The organism is Formosa sp. Hel1_33_131 (genome assembly GCF_001735745.1).
In the GTDB taxonomy this organism is placed as follows: Bacteria; Bacteroidota; Bacteroidia; order Flavobacteriales; family Flavobacteriaceae; genus Hel1-33-131.
On the sequence record NZ_CP017260.1, the window covers coordinates 940,502 to 955,809 of the forward strand.

The window sequence follows — 15,308 nt, forward strand, 5'->3', positions numbered from 1 at the left end:
TTAGCTATTAATGATTGACCGAAACAAAACGACCTTTCAACGATAATAGAGCTCTATTGGAAGTTATTAAGAAGATATTTACGCCACTATTAATGATGAATAAATTAATTATGACGTTACAAATTTTTGAAAAAAATGAGATATTTTATTTAAACGGAAGATTAAACAGGTCAACGTTAAAATCTTTCATCTCTTATTTTGAATACAATTTATCTCGAAATAAAAATGTAATCATAAATATTGATAACGTCATTGAAATTGATAAAAGTGGTCTAGAAGCCATGCGCAATTTTGCAAAGGTTGCAATCTTAAAACAAAAAGTATTTTCTATTGTTGGAAATGGTTGTAAAGAAATCTATGACGATTTTAAACAAACCAACCTTGCAGAATTAGCGCGTTGAAAATCTAAATTATGATTGCAAAACCCATCCCCTTTAAAGATAAATTCTCTACGGAGCAACTATTTATGATGAGTGCAATGCTTGTCAATGGGGGTAATTATTTATATAATTTAGTGTTAGGCAGATTTCTAGGTCCCGAGAAATTTGCAGATGCGGCAATTCTAATCACCTTACTATTAGTGTTGTCTTTTGCTGCAATGACATTTCAATTGGTCACTGCAAAATTTTCAGTGATTTTTGAGAATTCAGTGCTTCAATCGTTTATAGCAACTATTTACAAAAGTGCTACTGTTGTTGGCGTTGTTTTAGGAATCACAATTGTTTTGGTATCCTCAGAGTTACAAGAATTTTTCAAAACAACATCATCTAGTATGTTTGTTGTTTTTGGAATTGGCATTCCTTTTTACTTCTTAATGAGTGTGAATCGGGGCGTTTTTCAAGGTCAAAAAGAATGGATTCCTTTATCTGCGACCTATCAATTAGAAATGATGAGTCGGTTAGCAATTACTTTTGGATTGCTATGCCTTTTTGAAGTGGATTCGTCACTATTAATTGCCATTGGAATTATATGCTCATTTATCGTTGGTCTACTTCCATTTGAGTTTAACCCCCCCCCCTTTTTTAATCGTATCAAATTAAAGAAATCAGAAACCAAAATGGTACGTAATTTTTTTATAATTACGGCGTTTTATGAGGTCACACTTATTGTCATTAACAACAGTGACATCTTATTAGTGAAACATTATTTCGAACCTTATGAAGCAGGCTTATATGCATCCTTAGCATTGATTGGTAGAGTCGTGTATTTTATAGCTTGGATGTTTGTCATGTTGTTATTACCAACCGTCGTGCAACTAAAAAAACAGGGCATATCTACAAGACCTATTTTATTTAAATACGTTATTTATATTATTATAATTGCAGCCTCTATTGTTTTAGCGTGCTACTTGTTTCCGAATCAAATTATCAATATCTTATTTGGAAACGAGTATGTAGGGATTGCTTCTTTATTGTGGAAGTATGCTTTCGCAACAGGTGTTTTTGCGGTCTCAAATATTTTCGCCTACTATTATTTATCTCTAGACAAGTATATTCCCGTAATCTTTTCGGGGGTTTTTGGTGTGTTACAGATAGCTTTAATCATACAATTTCATGCGTCTTTAGAGCAAATTGTTCATCTTCAAATTTTTGCGATGATTTTACTGTTAGGAGTACAGATAACCTTCTTTATTTTAAACGATATGATCTCTAAAAATAAGAGCCTGAAGAATCTTTCTCACCATTAAGCAATAGAGACACATGAATCATCTATAACTAAATCTCGACACCAAAAAAAATGAAACTAGCAATCGTCACTGCATATCCCCCAAGTAAAGTCACATTAAACGAATATGCATTTCATTTAGTAAAAAGCTTTAGACAAAACAAAAAAGTAACTGAATTAATTTTACTAACCGATGAAACTCCAGGGAAAAAAGAAATTTATTTCACAGAAGATGGATGTGAAGTTACGGTAAAAGAGTGTTGGAAATTTAATAGCTATTCGATTGTTTATAATGTGGCCAAAGCCATCCATAACACAAAACCAGACGCCGTATTATTTAACTTACAATTCATGAAGTTCGGCGATAAAAAAATTGCAGCAGCACTAGGCTTAACCCTCCCTTTAATTTGTAGAATAAAACACGTTCCAACAATCGTATTACTTCACAATATTTTAGAACAAACAGACTTAGAAAATGCTGGTTTTGCCTCAAACAAACTTTTGCAAATAGTCTATACGTTTATAGGAACGTGTTTAACAAAACTAATTTTAAAAGCCGATCTCGTTGTGGTTACTATGGAGAAGTACGCGGCCAATTTAAAAGAAAAATATAAAGTAACTAATGTAAAAATGATCCCTCATGGTACCTTTGAAACTCCAAGGAAACCATCACATAAACTTCAAAATGGCACTCTAAAAGTAATGACTTTTGGGAAATTCGGAACCTACAAAAAAGTGGAATCACTGATTGAAGCTGTGGAAAAGGTTAGAGACTATTCTGGATTGGATTTAGAAGTTGTAATTGCGGGTACAGACAACCCAAATGTGGTGGGCTATTTGGCTAACGTAAAAGAAAAATACAAACATATCTCTCAAATCACTTTTACGGGCTATGTGGAGGAAAACCAAGTAGAAAGATTATTTAATGAAAGTGCAGTCGTAGTGTTTCCCTATACCTCTACCTCCGGAAGTTCGGGTGTTTTACACCAAGCTGGAAGTTATGGCAAAGCTGTAATCATGCCCAATTTGGGTGATTTAGCAACTCTAATCGAAGAGGAGGGTTACAGAGGTGAATTTTTTAAACCAGAAAGTGTAGATAGTTTAGCAACTGCAATTGAAACCGTTGTAACAAATGATGCGTACAGAGTCGCGTTGGGGAATGCAAACTACAAGGCCGCTACGGCGTTTCCAATGGAAAGAATTACGAATCTTTATATAAATGAATTTCAAACTATCATCGATGAAAAACACATTTCATAACCCTTCCTTTATTTAGAAATATACTCGAAAGCAGGTTTTTTAACTCCTTTGCTATTGATAAACCCAAACTCTTTTTGGGGGTTGACTCGCCACGGGAGCACCCCAACAACTTCTTTTGGGATTGTATCAAAATCATACAAGGTCCAAGACATAAAAGAGAGGTTCTTTTTTGTAAGGATTTTTTGCATTTCTTTATAATAGCCTGCTTGAATTTTTTCAGAATTACCGAAAGGTTTCCATGCACCGCTATAAGAAGAAACCCCAAACTCCCCTAAAACAATAGGTTTGTTGGGAATTAATTTTTTTAAAAATTCGTATTTTTCTTCAAACTCATGGACATCCTCATAATAATGAAAGGACACAAAATCTAAGTTATCTTTTAAAATTTCTGCACTCTTAATATTAGACCACCCAATTGTAACTGCATGGTTTTTATCAATAGATTTTATAAGAATAATAAGATGTTCTAACCAAGAAATAACCAGTTCCTTCCCTCTAGACTCAAAGTCTAAATTGGGTTCGTTTTTAACGTCCCAAGCGAGGATGGCCTTGTGATCTTTAAATTTGGATACAATAATTTCTGCGTGTCTGTGATTTAAAGTCCAATCTAAAACATCATAATCTCCATAAAAATCAAACAAGGTGACGACAACTTTTAAGTTGCTTTTTTCAGCAGCATCTAAGACTTGTTTTAGTTTGTTCAACTTTGGCTCTTTGACCTTCGCTTTTCCAAAATCTTTATAAGGAACAAAGATTCTAATCGTGTTTAGGCCCGCTTTCATAATAATTTCAAAATCTTTCTCGATGATAGTAAGATCGAAATTTTCACCAAACATATCCCAAGGAGTGGCTTGTGGATAGTAATTAATCCCTTTAATGTTCGAGGAACCTAAAAGAGATGGAAGAGTCGTTTTATCAAATTCCGAGGTACGTTCTTTTACCAAATGTCTGATCCGCCAAAAACCGTCCTCTAACAAAAAGAGGCCTTTATAGTCAGATGTTTCTGTAGTTTCAATGACGAATGCATTGTCTTTAATAAACTTCTTGTATTCAATAACATTTTTGTCTTCCAAAACAAGCAACTGTCCATCTTCACTAAAAAATAATATATCTGGATTGTGTGCTAAGGTGGTACTCTCTATCGCTATGTTTTCCTCTTTATTATGTTCTATAAAATTGAATAGATTTTTTCTAGCACTTTTGGTATAAAAATCATCAATCCCATTTTTTAAATTGGTTTTGTTGGCAATATGTTTTACATACCATGCATCTAAATAATCATTTTCAATGCTGCTTAATGTTTGTGGATCCATATATCGACCTTCATTACCGTCATCTTTCCAACTGATTTTTGGTGTATATTGATCTATTTTTTTTACTTCTGTATGCAACATTGAACTTCGATCTGCACCCGTATTAAAGTAACTAAACAGAGAGCTTATTAAGAAAATTAATATAGAAATTATCACAAGATATGAGATAATTAACACACTTCTCAAAATAATTTTGTTTGTATTTACCATAGTTTTTTAGTTTTAAATGTTTGTGTAATTCCTGCCGCTGTAACTTCTAAATTGTAGTTGCCATTTTCATAAATATTAGGGTCTAAATCAAAAGTTACAAACCCATCATTTGTCGTTTTAAAAATGTTATTTACAAACGCCCCTTCTTTATAGATTGATAACGTAACGCGCAGGCCGTCAGGAATCCTTTGATTCATAAAACTTTTTAAGGGACCTACCTTTAGTACTCTATTTGTGTCTGAAAAATGCACGTCAAATGTTTCGATTACTTTTGTGTAACTAATTTCCAGGGGATTGCTTTCAGAGATGCCCGCTATATAGGCTTTGATTCTCCAATTTTCTTGATGATCTGGGTGAATCATTTTTGCGTTTGCAATACCGTTTATGGTAGTTCCAGATGTTTTTAGAATATTTCCTTTTTTGTTTGTGATAAAAAAGGTGACAAAAGTCCCATCGCTTACAATATTATTATTCTTGTCTTTTATAATTGAGGTAGTAAACGTTGTGATTTGATTTCCATCTGCATACGCGTGGTTACGTTTTGAAAAAATATCAAAATTTGTGCCAATTGCGGGCATTATATTTACGTCGTATTCTTTTGAATTTAATCCTAAAGATTCCGCAGAAAGGATCATTCTTCCACTTTTTAGGGGAGAAAAAATAGTTTGGTATGCTATTAAATTGTTGGTAAAAATGTTGGTTTCTTTTTCTGATGTCATAAATTGATGTTTGATACCAACTTTTGTGTATTGTTTTAGAGGGTTGTCAAAATCATCTGTAGGAATCACAACGAGCATCGTAAAATCGGTTCCACCAGCTTCAATACTCGGAGGCCCAATATAGGATTCTAATAAAACTGGTTTCGCTTTGGGTACAATTTTAAATTTACCAGAAATTGATTCTTTTAAACCTACAATTTTCCACCCCACAACACCTGTTTTATCACTAATATATTTTGGAATTTTGAAAACTAACGTGTCCTTATTAATTTCAGAATTAAGCAATGTACTTCCATAGCTATTTGTACAATACAATTGATACTTTCTAGCATTGCGAGTCTTAAATTCCAACAGGATTGTACTTCCAGCCACAAATTGTTTTTCTTGAGTTAAAAGTGCCAACGCATTTTGAGCGTTCATAGAATGCATTGCTAACAAGTAAATAAGAAGAAAAAAGTTGTTTTTTATATTCATTATTTTGGGTTTCCTATATAACTATTCATTTCAATTTTTACAAAAGAATAAAGTGGGTGCGCTATTTTCTGTAATTCAGTATTTGTGTGATTTGCTATTCTGTTAGGGACTATTTTATTAGAAATAGCGGCATTTGGCAACCCATTCACATAACAATTACTCATGTCTTCATTTACAATCGTGAGTTGTTTATGAGTTGTGAAATTATATTCAAAATAGTGTTTGCGCTGTTGTCTTATTCCGTGTTCTAAAAACAGATGGTCCACCCAAACCATTTTTTTGTTTTGGTCATAATAAGTAATCAGTAATTGTGGAACTGTAATTTCGTGTAAGCCACTATTAAAAAGCGTTCCTTTAATCGTTTCAGGATGGACTTTAACATCACTTAAAACACTGTATTTATATAAATCAGAATTGGACACATTCCCTGCGGCTTGTAAATTAAATTTAGTGGGGTGTTCTTCAAATTCTACAGGCGTGAATTCTTCAGGGTTGAATGTTTTAGGGATAGAATCTTTTGTTTTGGACCATGCAATTCCTTCAAAATTAATTCTAAAAGAGCTGACTTCTTTAGGCATTAATTTATGTTTTACATGAAACTTGGCATTATAGGTTGCTAACTCTTTGTTTTGGTCATTGTAAAGGGTCCCTTTTAGAACAACATCTGCTGGTACATTGTCTATGTTTTGCACCTCCCCAATAATGGCATAATGGGAATTAAACTTTACTAGTTTTGCTGAAATAATCTCTAATACGGGTTGCTTCAAAACATCTTCGTGATGTGTTTGTTCTGTGGTAATTCTTCTTCTTCCTTGATTAAAATAACCTGTTACATTATGAGAATACAATTGATCTGGTGGTAAATCAGAATCGACCTTGTCTAGTTTTAAAAACCATTTACGGTTTCTCTTTACAATAGTTTTAAAATCGGTTTTACTAATTTTCTCCAAAGGAGTAATCCAATTTGTATGCACTTTTAAAGTCACTAAACTATCCGTTTCTGTAATGGTTTCTGTGCGAATGGCATCTAACTTTGCATACGAGCTCAACAAGCCATCCGTCACAGAAACTTCGAGCATAAATTGAGAAATAGAGATCTTACTTTCCGGGTCTATGAATTGATAGCTTTTTTCAAATTCATTGAAATCCAACGCATCATAATACGCCGTTACGAGGTTTTCTGGCGAAATTTGAGATTCATTTTTGACATAAAACATATACAACCAAAACCCTAAAGTGACTCCTAGAATTACAACCCAAATATGAAGCGATTTTAAAACGCCGCTTGAGAATTGGGTGTGCGTATATTTATTATTTAAATAGGCGGGGATTATCTCTGGTTTATTTTTTAACCTCCTAAAAAAAAGACTTTGAATATTTATTATAATCGCAAAAATAACGGTTAGAAAAGGAATAATGCCCCACACTATTTTTTGCCAAGTAGCGACATCCTCTTTTGGTAAGATTGAAGAAAGAGGAGCAACGTTTAATTTTTCCCAAACCATAATTCCGTTTTCTAAATGTGATAAACGTTGCCATCCGCAGAAGTATAAAATAGGATCGTAAAATTTATCATTAGAAAATATATACTTTAAATTGTATTTTTCTGGAGTCGTTAAAAACTGTTGTAAAGAACCAATCCCTGCAACCCCTTTAAATTTTGAGTTTTCTAAACGTTCAATAGGCCGTGTCGTTAGTTCAGGCAAACGTCTTGCAGAATGGTAATTCCCATCAACAGTCATCGCATTTGTTTTGGCGGCCAACCACGCCATTTGATCTCCAAAACCTAATGTTAAATACCGCCATTGATCATGCTGGTCTTGGTTTAGAAAATTAACAATGGGTAACATTTTAATCTTTTGGGGTTGAGCGGGTCGAAAACGCTGTAAGTTTGTAGTAAAAATGGTTATTGATAAAAATAAACCTACCAATATCCCCCCAATTAAACGATGATAAAGTATTCCGAATTTTTGTTGAATTAGTTGTTTTAAATCGCCTTCTACAAAACGGTATGCTAGCTCCCCAAACAGTGGCAAAGACATAATAGAAGCCCAAAGTGAAAACCGATCTAAAGTGAGTATACTAAATGCATTTTCGCCTAAAATAATCTTTGGAATTGGGGTGGTTCCTCCAGTTCCTAAAATTAATAACAATGTAAAAGAAAGTCCGAAAAACAAATAACGTTTGCTGAAATATCTGTAAAAAAAATACGGCATGAGAAATAATAAGACCCCCCAAGGAATCAAAAAGAATACAAATCCAGAAGATGTGATTTCTAAAAAATTATCTCGGGAACCATGAGGTATAGGAACTTGTGTGATTGGATTGTTTTTAGAATTTATCCAATACGGCAAGATGCAGCCAATAATTACAACTAATGAAAGCATCCCAAAAGTTAGGTTTCTTTTAAACTGTGTTCTGAAGTTTTTTATAAATAATTTAAACGTGATTTCTTTGTTTGAGTTTACTTCTTCTCTAGAAATATCTAAGATCACCATCCCTATTATTGGAAAAATAAAGAAGATCATTCCAAAAATTGGAGTCACATGATGGGAGGTCACCGTGACCGCAATTAATGAAAGGGAGGTCAATAAATACCTATATTTTCCAGTTTTAAGCCATGAATAAGTTTCAGGCAATGCATGCATTAAAACAGCGATTCCTATAATGCTTGGCAGTTGCCCAAAAACATGAAGGGTTTCTACAAATGATGATGAAAAAACAGCTAAAAGAGCGGCATAGCTAGCAACAGTTTTGTTGGAACTCATCAACAAAGAAAAACGATATACACCCGTTATAAATAAAATGACACTAAGTATAGAAACCGTGAAAAGTCCAAATTTTAATCCCCCAATCAAAGAGAATGCGGCCATAGATTGGTGAACTAAAGGTGGATAACTCATCACCGAAAAACCTGTGTACCATTTAAAATTCCAAGGCTCAAACCAATTATTGGCATAATGTTCTGCAAAAAACAAATGTATGAGCGCATCATAAGTCGTCTCTAAAGTAAGAAACATAGCACCCCCATGAAAAGCAATCCCTAAAAGTATCGCTAAAATTAAATATTTATGAGAAGTCTTTTTCATATTTATGGAGGGCTCATTTTCATTATTGTAAATGTAAATCTTAAAAATGTCTCCTGAAATTTTTTCAACTTAGGCAAACTTCCATTCGCCTAAACAAAAGCTACTTTAGAACTTTACGACCCCTATTTATTAGGAAACAAAACTACTTTTGAAGTCATTTAAGTAATGATAATTATGAAAGATCCATAACTAAATCTTGATTCCTAATGGAATGATCAAATGGATGTAACATGTAATCATTAAAAATCAATAAAAAATAACACATGAAAGTACTAGCGATTGATGACCAAAAATTAGTTCTGATTCCTTTAGAAAATAGACTGAAGGAGTTAGGCTATGAAGTACGTACTGCAACAAACGCTTTAGATGCGATAGATCTATATGACTCTTTTCATCCAGATTTAATCATTGTGGATATTAACATTCCATTTATGTCAGGTATGGAAGTGGTGAAATATATTCGTAAGACAAAAAATTCATCTACACCAATTATGATTTTATCAGGCAATACAGAGGATGCTATCATCCTAGAAGGTTTTGATCTCGGCATCAATGACTATATGAAAAAGCCCCTAAGCTTAATTGAAGTTTGTGCAAGAGTGAAAAAATTAATTGGAGCTCCTAAAACTAATAATAAAACGATCCTAAATAAAGGGATCATCATTCAACAACGCTGTGTTGGGGTGGTCATCCCTTGTTATAATGAAGAAAAAAGATTGATACATAAAGAATTTACAGATTTCATTGATAAAAATTCAGGATATTATTTGTGTTTTGTAAATGATGGCAGTACCGATAACACACTAGAAATTTTAAACGGTTTAAGAAACGAAAGGGAAGACTTTATTACGGTCTTTAATTGCAAAAAAAACGTTGGTAAAGCCGAAGCTGTAAGACAAGGAATGCTGTTGATGTCTAAAAAAGAAGATTTAGATTATATCGGCTTTTTAGATGCCGATTTATCTACAGACCTAACCGATTTTGACGATTTAGTGTCAACTATAGAAAATTCTGAATACATGATCGTAAGTGGCTCTAGAATAAGCAGAATGGGAGCAAACATTACCAAAAGATCTGTTAGGTCTGTAATAAGCTTGGCCATAAACTTTATGATCAGAAAAATTCTTTCTATGGATTTTCAAGACACCCAGTGTGGCGCAAAAATCTTTCATAAAGAAGTCATTGGAATTTCATTCGATAAAAAATTTGTAACTAAATGGATTTTTGACGTTGAAATATTTAGAAGAATCACTTTACATTTTGGCTTAAAAAAAACAAAAAAAATACTTTGTGAGCAACCCCTAAAACGATGGATTCATGTGGATAACTCAAGGTTGTCAATGAAAGATTCTATCAAAATTGTGGGGCAATTGGGACAAATTGCTTGGTCTTATAGACGCAAAAACAAAACACTGTCAAAACTAAGAGATCTTCATAAGAATAAGCCCGTTTCTATCTCAGAAATACAATAAAAATGAGCATGAAAAAAGGAATCATAATCGTATTTTCTAACAATGAAAAAGAGATTAAAGAAACCCAATTTGATAAGCTTTTAGATAAAGATGTTGCGGAATTTTGTTTTGTGAATAACGCAAGTAATGATCATACTTTAGACAAACTAAAAGACATTAAAACTAAAACCTTTAACAATATATCTATTGTAGATGTAAAAAAAAATAAAGGCACAAAAGCAGCTATTAAAGCAGGCGTCAGGTATCTGGTTAATAATAAAGAGTTGAAGTTAATTATCTATTTAGTGTTTTATAAAAATACTGACTTTTTAAATTTAGAATATACGCTCAATATTATGATGAATAGAAATAAAAAAATAATCAACCTAAACACAAACAATCGAAATATTTTACAAAATGTGTTTTCACTAGAACAGCTCATTAAAAAAATATAAAGATAATTTTGTCCGAAATAAAAATAAATACTATTTTTGTACTCATTAATAATATAAAATGTTTTCAAAAAGTTGTAAATACGGAATTAAAGCCACACTCTACATCGCTCAAAGGTCGCAGTATGAAGAGAGAGTCAGCTTAAAAGAAATTGCTGCTGCGATTAACTCTCCTATTGCGTTTACAGCAAAAATACTACAAGTCCTTGCCAAAGCAAACATCATCAATTCAACTAAGGGCCCAAATGGTGGTTTTGAAATAGATAAAGCGCGTTTAGCTAAAATCAGTATTCATCAGATTGTAAAAGCTATCGATGGGAATCGTTTATTTGACGGCTGCGTATTAGGCCTTAACGTTTGTAATGCGGATGAACCCTGTCCTATGCACAATGAATTTGTAATCATAAGAAAACAACTTAGCGAAACACTCGCCTCCTCTAACTTACTCAATGTAGCATTGGATCTCAATCTTGGACTAACGGTATTAAAACGATAAAAAAAAATAATCTTAATAAAGATAAAAAGGTCTTTATATCTGTATATGAAAATCCATCAACTATCCCTCATAAAACCCTTAGAAGTAATATCTGAAAACTGGCTAACAAGTCCAGGAGTTATTGGCACCATTGTACTGGTGTTTATCATCCTATTTTTAGGCGTTTATATTTTCTTGAAACGATTAAATCGGTATGTAGATTTTCTAGAAAAAAACACAACAGACCTAACAGAAAAAGAATTTGAAAGAAAACTCATCAACCTTGAAGAGCAGGAAGTTGATGACATCTTAGAACTTCGACAACAAGGATTTAAAACCAAAATAAAGCCAAGCGATACTTCTGAAATTTCATCGAAACACAGCGGGTTTATCAAAAAAATTATAAACCCCAAAAATCCATTATTTGATGAGAAGTCAACCTCTACCACAAAAATAAAAATCTCCGAAAAACTTAAAGAAATTATTATTTGGTACTTGAGTGCCGCAGTCTTTTGGTTGATCTTTGGAACACTCGTGGGTCAGTATATTGGGATGAAATTTATTTGGCCCGAAATGGATTCTATAAGCTGGCTCTCCTTTGGTAGGTTACGCCCCGTACATACCAATACTGTGTTTTGGGGATGGGCTTCTATGGCAATGATAGCTCTAGGACATTATGTAGTCTCAAGAACTTCAAACCGAGAAATTTTTAGTTACAAACGATCAAAAATTGCTTTTTGGTTTATGAACGCAAGTGTGCTTATTGGAAACCTCTTTTTAATGGGTGGCATCAATAATGGTGGAGGAGAGTATCGGGAATACATCTGGCCTGTTATGGCTTTATTTGCCGTGGGGCTTATTTTAACTTTTCTTAACTTCTATAAGACAGTCGCCACTCGCAAAATTTCAGAAATCTATATTTCTAACTGGTTTATTTTGGCTTCACTCATTTGGACGATTGTACTCACCTTTATTGGCTACTTTCCAGACTATCAAGAAGGGTTGGGAGAGACGGTCATTCAAGGCTATTATATGCACCAAGGTGTAGGGATGTGGTTTATGACGTTTACATTAGGACTTGTGTATTATTTTTTACCATCAACTCTTAACAAACCTATTTATTCTTACTCTTTAGGAGTCTTAGCGTTCTGGACACAGATGATATTTTACACCTTAATAGGAACGCATCATTTTGTGTTTAGTCCTTTACCGTGGTGGCTACAAACCGTAGCCATTGTTTTTAGTGCTGGAATGTTTATTCCCGTACTAGCAGGAAGTACTAATTTTTTTATGACAATGCGTGGTAGTTGGAACCATATATCAAAAAGTTATGTGCTTCCGTTTTTTCTGGTAGGTGTTGTATTCTATTTTGTAGGATCTGTTCAAGGAAGTTTTCAGGCCTTTCGATTCACAAACTATTTATGGCATTTTACCGATTTTAATGTCGCACACTCTCACATGACCATGTACGGAATCATCACCTTTTTGATGTGGGCTTGTATATACGCTTTACTCCCAAAAATAACAGGAAAAGAGCCTCCTCAAAACTTAGTAGGAAGTCATTTTTGGCTGGCGTTTATTGGTCTAATTGCCTACATGATTTCTCTAATGACTGGAGGAACTCTTAAGGGCCTCAGTTGGATTGAAGGTAATCCATTTATCGAATCTGTAATTCTAATGGAAAACTTTTGGATTTGGCGTGCGATAGGAGGCTCCCTTATGTTTGTGTCTCATCTAATTTTTGGTTATAACTTCTATTTGATGGTTCGCAAGAAAAAAGAAATTACTATTTCGCGAAAGGAAACATTTCAACAACAAATTAAAATTAATTCATAACAAATGTTAAATTTCCATAAAGACCATAGAAATCTTGTCATAGTTGCCTTCAGCGTTTTTGCAATATTAAGTATCGGCGTTGCTATTATTCCTGCCTACCAAATGGAGACCTATGAACCGATACCAGGACAAAAAAAACTTAGTATTTCCGAAAGGAATGGCCTCCATATTTATATCGCTGAAGGTTGTGTCGCCTGTCACACCCAACAAGTTAGAAATATTGAGATGGATAAAACTTGGGGAGAAAGACCTTCATTAGCTTCTGATTACTACTATAGTAAACAGCGCATGGATTTCTGGAGGCAATCCCCTTCTCTATTAGGAAGTGAACGTACAGGGCCAGACCTTACGGATATTGGAAATCGACAACCTAGCGACCAGTGGCATTTACTGCATTTGTATAATCCTCGGTTGGTTGTAGAAGCTTCTATAATGCCCCGATATTCTTGGTTATTCACAAAAATAGACACTACCAATGTTCAACAGGAGGATGTGACTTTACCGCGTGGAATTACAAAAATGATGGGTAGTGACATTATAGTGGCAAAAAAAAATGCACTAGACCTTGTCTCCTATTTAAAAAGTTTACAACAATATTCGTTTGAGAGTGCGACACCTTCAAGTTTTATACCTGCACTTCCCAAAGAGGAAAATGGCAATGCTAGTAGCGTTCCATCAAAAAAGTCCTCTGGCGGAGCAGATCTATATCAAAAAAATTGTGCTGCTTGCCACCAAGGGACAGGGCGCGGCGTAAAAGGCGCTTTCCCTCCACTAACGGGCAGTTTGATTGTCAACGATAAAAATCCAGAAACACTCATCAAAATTATATTAATGGGCTACGATGCTCGCCAGCAGTACGGCGTTATGCCCCCTTTTGCTGACAAACTTTCTGATGAAGACATCAAAGCGATTGCAGATCATGAGCGATCAAGCTGGGGAAATAGTGCACCAGAAGTTCCGTTAGAAACCATTACAAGACTAAGAGATTCAATTTTAAAACTATAATATTATTATTATGAAAATAGACTATTTAGAAAGCTTACAATGTAAAACTCCTGCAGAAGGCAGGCTGCTCGCCTTTACCCTTGCTAGAAAAACAATCGCTGCAATTCAAACGAATCCTGAAGTTCGTGAAAAGCTCAGGTCTCAATATTCAGAAGATACCGCCCAATTAATAGCCTCCTCTCAAGTGGTCGCTATTGAATTTCAAACCATTGCCATGGCAAACAACTACTGGAAAGATGAAAAATAAACTTATAATAATTATCGCACTAGTAATGAGCAATGCAGGCTTCGCATGTGAGGTGTGTAAAGCCAAACAGCCAAAAGGGTTTGAAAACCTTACTCATGGTGAAGGCCCTCAAGGAAATATAGACTATTTCATAATGTACAGTGCTGCTGTAATTGTCGGATACACGCTAATAATGAGTGTGAAATATTTGGTCAAACCAAAAGAAAACAATCGAGACCACATCAAAAACCTCATTTTAAATGATTCTAATTTTTCTGAATAATGATAAATAAAAGAAAAGTAAGTGTCCTTCTCGATAATGAGAAAATACCCTTTGGAGTGTTTGAACCTCCCGTAAAACTCGTGCTTGACACTACGAAAATACCAGATGGCAAGCACGAACTAAAAATCAACGCCATTTCGTCAAGTGGAATTCAAAGTGTAAGGATCATTCCTTTTGAAGTACGCAATGGTCCTGAAATAGCCGTCGTAGGACTGAAAGATCATGAAATCATAGAATCAAATACAGCCATTCTAATTAATGCCTATGGCAGTGAGACTTCCGAATCCTTTATAATTAGAGGTTCAGAAACACCAAAAGCCATTCCTTCATGGGTTTGGGCGTGTATCATTGTATTTGTCAGTTTTGCTGTATTTTACTTTATAACACACTGGAATATGAACACTTATAAATCATTTTTTTAATGAACGATATTATTAACAGAAAAGACATAGAATTAATGGTAGACACCTTCTACGGAGAAGTACGAAAAGATAACCTTTTAGGCCCCATTTTCAATGGCGTCATTAAAGATAATTGGACGAAACACTTAGACACCATGTACCGTTTTTGGCAAACTGTTCTTTTACACGAAATCGCTTACAAGGGATCTCCATTTGTGCCGCACAGAAAACTACCCATAGAAGCACAGCATTTTGAGCGTTGGGTATTTCACTTCAACAATTCAATGGATAAAAATTTTGAAGGCAAGCTTGCTGAGGAAGCAAAATGGAGAGCTTCTAAAATGGCCGAAATGTTCATGTATAAATTGAGTCGTCACAGTTTTTAAACATCAACACATCAATAGAAATTAAATCTTCTAGAAACATTAGAAATGACACTAAGCAATAAA

At 34.1% G+C, this 15,308-nt stretch carries 15 protein-coding genes; 12 read left to right on the forward strand and 3 right to left on the reverse strand.

Annotated elements, in window-relative coordinates; genetic code table 11:
- The first annotated feature begins 110 nt into the window (after window positions 1–110).
- Genes FORMB_RS04195 through FORMB_RS04205 form a run of 3 tightly spaced genes read left to right on the forward strand, consistent with a single transcriptional unit; the run spans window position 111 to window position 2,925 of the window.
- Entirely contained in the window at window positions 111–401 is a 291-nt protein-coding gene (locus tag FORMB_RS04195; RefSeq protein WP_197493494.1) for an anti-sigma factor antagonist, read from the forward strand.
- Window positions 402–412: 11 nt separating this feature from the next.
- Window positions 413–1,687 (forward strand): sugar isomerase, encoded by a 1,275-nt coding sequence (locus FORMB_RS04200; RefSeq protein ID WP_069676260.1) that lies wholly within the window; start codon window positions 413–415, stop codon window positions 1,685–1,687.
- Window positions 1,688–1,737: 50 nt separating this feature from the next.
- Window positions 1,738–2,925: a glycosyltransferase gene (locus FORMB_RS04205; RefSeq protein WP_069676261.1), complete on the forward strand. Its 1,188-nt coding sequence runs from the start codon at window positions 1,738–1,740 to the stop codon at window positions 2,923–2,925.
- 8 nt (window positions 2,926–2,933) lie between these two features.
- Here the strand turns inward: FORMB_RS04205 and FORMB_RS04210 are convergent, their stop codons facing one another.
- The 3 genes from FORMB_RS04210 to FORMB_RS04220 are packed head-to-tail and all read right to left on the reverse strand — an operon-like array spanning window position 2,934 to window position 8,730.
- Window positions 2,934–4,448 (reverse strand): cellulase family glycosylhydrolase, encoded by a 1,515-nt coding sequence (locus FORMB_RS04210; protein ID WP_069676262.1) that lies wholly within the window; start codon window positions 4,446–4,448, stop codon window positions 2,934–2,936.
- A complete protein-coding gene (locus tag FORMB_RS04215; RefSeq protein ID WP_231925567.1) occupies window positions 4,442–5,596 on the reverse strand; it encodes a hypothetical protein in 1,155 nt (384 codons plus the stop codon). Before FORMB_RS04215 ends, FORMB_RS04210 begins: the two co-directional genes overlap by 7 nt.
- Before the next feature lie 44 nt (window positions 5,597–5,640).
- Complete coding sequence (locus tag FORMB_RS04220) at window positions 5,641–8,730, reverse strand: hypothetical protein (protein ID WP_069676264.1); 3,090 nt, start codon at window positions 8,728–8,730, stop codon at window positions 5,641–5,643.
- 263 nt (window positions 8,731–8,993) lie between these two features.
- Here FORMB_RS04220 and FORMB_RS04225 point away from each other — a divergent pair, with 263 nt between their 5' ends.
- Genes FORMB_RS04225 through FORMB_RS04265 form a run of 9 tightly spaced genes read left to right on the forward strand, consistent with a single transcriptional unit; the run spans window position 8,994 to window position 15,245 of the window.
- Complete coding sequence (locus tag FORMB_RS04225; protein ID WP_069676265.1) at window positions 8,994–10,202, forward strand: response regulator; 1,209 nt, start codon at window positions 8,994–8,996, stop codon at window positions 10,200–10,202.
- Between the two features lie 8 nt (window positions 10,203–10,210).
- Window positions 10,211–10,636 carry a glycosyltransferase gene (locus tag FORMB_RS04230; protein ID WP_197493495.1) on the forward strand — a complete coding sequence of 142 codons (426 nt, stop codon included), beginning with the start codon at window positions 10,211–10,213 and terminating at the stop codon, window positions 10,634–10,636.
- A 58-nt stretch (window positions 10,637–10,694) separates the two neighbouring features.
- Window positions 10,695–11,129: an RrF2 family transcriptional regulator gene (locus FORMB_RS04235; RefSeq protein ID WP_069676267.1), complete on the forward strand. Its 435-nt coding sequence runs from the start codon at window positions 10,695–10,697 to the stop codon at window positions 11,127–11,129.
- A 45-nt stretch (window positions 11,130–11,174) separates the two neighbouring features.
- Window positions 11,175–12,944, forward strand: a complete 1,770-nt coding sequence (locus FORMB_RS04240; RefSeq protein ID WP_069676268.1) for a cbb3-type cytochrome c oxidase subunit I — start codon at window positions 11,175–11,177, stop codon at window positions 12,942–12,944.
- A 3-nt stretch (window positions 12,945–12,947) separates the two neighbouring features.
- Entirely contained in the window at window positions 12,948–13,949 is a 1,002-nt protein-coding gene (locus tag FORMB_RS04245; RefSeq protein WP_069676269.1) for a cbb3-type cytochrome c oxidase subunit II, read from the forward strand.
- A gap of 10 nt (window positions 13,950–13,959) precedes the next feature.
- On the forward strand, window positions 13,960–14,196 hold the full coding sequence (locus tag FORMB_RS04250; protein ID WP_069676270.1) for a hexameric tyrosine-coordinated heme protein: 237 nt from the start codon (window positions 13,960–13,962) through the stop codon (window positions 14,194–14,196).
- Window positions 14,186–14,458 (forward strand): hypothetical protein, encoded by a 273-nt coding sequence (locus FORMB_RS04255; RefSeq protein WP_069676271.1) that lies wholly within the window; start codon window positions 14,186–14,188, stop codon window positions 14,456–14,458. The genes FORMB_RS04250 and FORMB_RS04255 overlap by 11 nt, the downstream gene beginning before the upstream one ends.
- Complete coding sequence (locus FORMB_RS04260) at window positions 14,458–14,880, forward strand: cytochrome C (RefSeq protein ID WP_069676272.1); 423 nt, start codon at window positions 14,458–14,460, stop codon at window positions 14,878–14,880. The genes FORMB_RS04255 and FORMB_RS04260 overlap by 1 nt, the downstream gene beginning before the upstream one ends.
- Entirely contained in the window at window positions 14,880–15,245 is a 366-nt protein-coding gene (locus tag FORMB_RS04265) for a group III truncated hemoglobin (RefSeq protein WP_069676273.1), read from the forward strand. Before FORMB_RS04260 ends, FORMB_RS04265 begins: the two co-directional genes overlap by 1 nt.
- Window positions 15,246–15,308: the final 63 nt, after the last annotated feature.

Coding starts and splice junctions, on each gene's coding strand:
- FORMB_RS04195 (WP_197493494.1), top strand. CDS start 111: ATGACGTTACAAATTTTTGAAAAAAATGAGATATTTTATTTAAACGGA.
- FORMB_RS04200 (WP_069676260.1), top strand. CDS start 413: ATGATTGCAAAACCCATCCCCTTTAAAGATAAATTCTCTACGGAGCAA.
- FORMB_RS04205 (WP_069676261.1), top strand. CDS start 1,738: ATGAAACTAGCAATCGTCACTGCATATCCCCCAAGTAAAGTCACATTA.
- FORMB_RS04210 (WP_069676262.1), bottom strand. CDS start 4,448: ATGGTAAATACAAACAAAATTATTTTGAGAAGTGTGTTAATTATCTCA.
- FORMB_RS04215 (WP_231925567.1), bottom strand. CDS start 5,596: ATGCATTCTATGAACGCTCAAAATGCGTTGGCACTTTTAACTCAAGAA.
- FORMB_RS04220 (WP_069676264.1), bottom strand. CDS start 8,730: ATGAAAAAGACTTCTCATAAATATTTAATTTTAGCGATACTTTTAGGG.
- FORMB_RS04225 (WP_069676265.1), top strand. CDS start 8,994: ATGAAAGTACTAGCGATTGATGACCAAAAATTAGTTCTGATTCCTTTA.
- FORMB_RS04230 (WP_197493495.1), top strand. CDS start 10,211: ATGAAAAAAGGAATCATAATCGTATTTTCTAACAATGAAAAAGAGATT.
- FORMB_RS04235 (WP_069676267.1), top strand. CDS start 10,695: ATGTTTTCAAAAAGTTGTAAATACGGAATTAAAGCCACACTCTACATC.
- FORMB_RS04240 (WP_069676268.1), top strand. CDS start 11,175: ATGAAAATCCATCAACTATCCCTCATAAAACCCTTAGAAGTAATATCT.
- FORMB_RS04245 (WP_069676269.1), top strand. CDS start 12,948: ATGTTAAATTTCCATAAAGACCATAGAAATCTTGTCATAGTTGCCTTC.
- FORMB_RS04250 (WP_069676270.1), top strand. CDS start 13,960: ATGAAAATAGACTATTTAGAAAGCTTACAATGTAAAACTCCTGCAGAA.
- FORMB_RS04255 (WP_069676271.1), top strand. CDS start 14,186: ATGAAAAATAAACTTATAATAATTATCGCACTAGTAATGAGCAATGCA.
- FORMB_RS04260 (WP_069676272.1), top strand. CDS start 14,458: ATGATAAATAAAAGAAAAGTAAGTGTCCTTCTCGATAATGAGAAAATA.
- FORMB_RS04265 (WP_069676273.1), top strand. CDS start 14,880: ATGAACGATATTATTAACAGAAAAGACATAGAATTAATGGTAGACACC.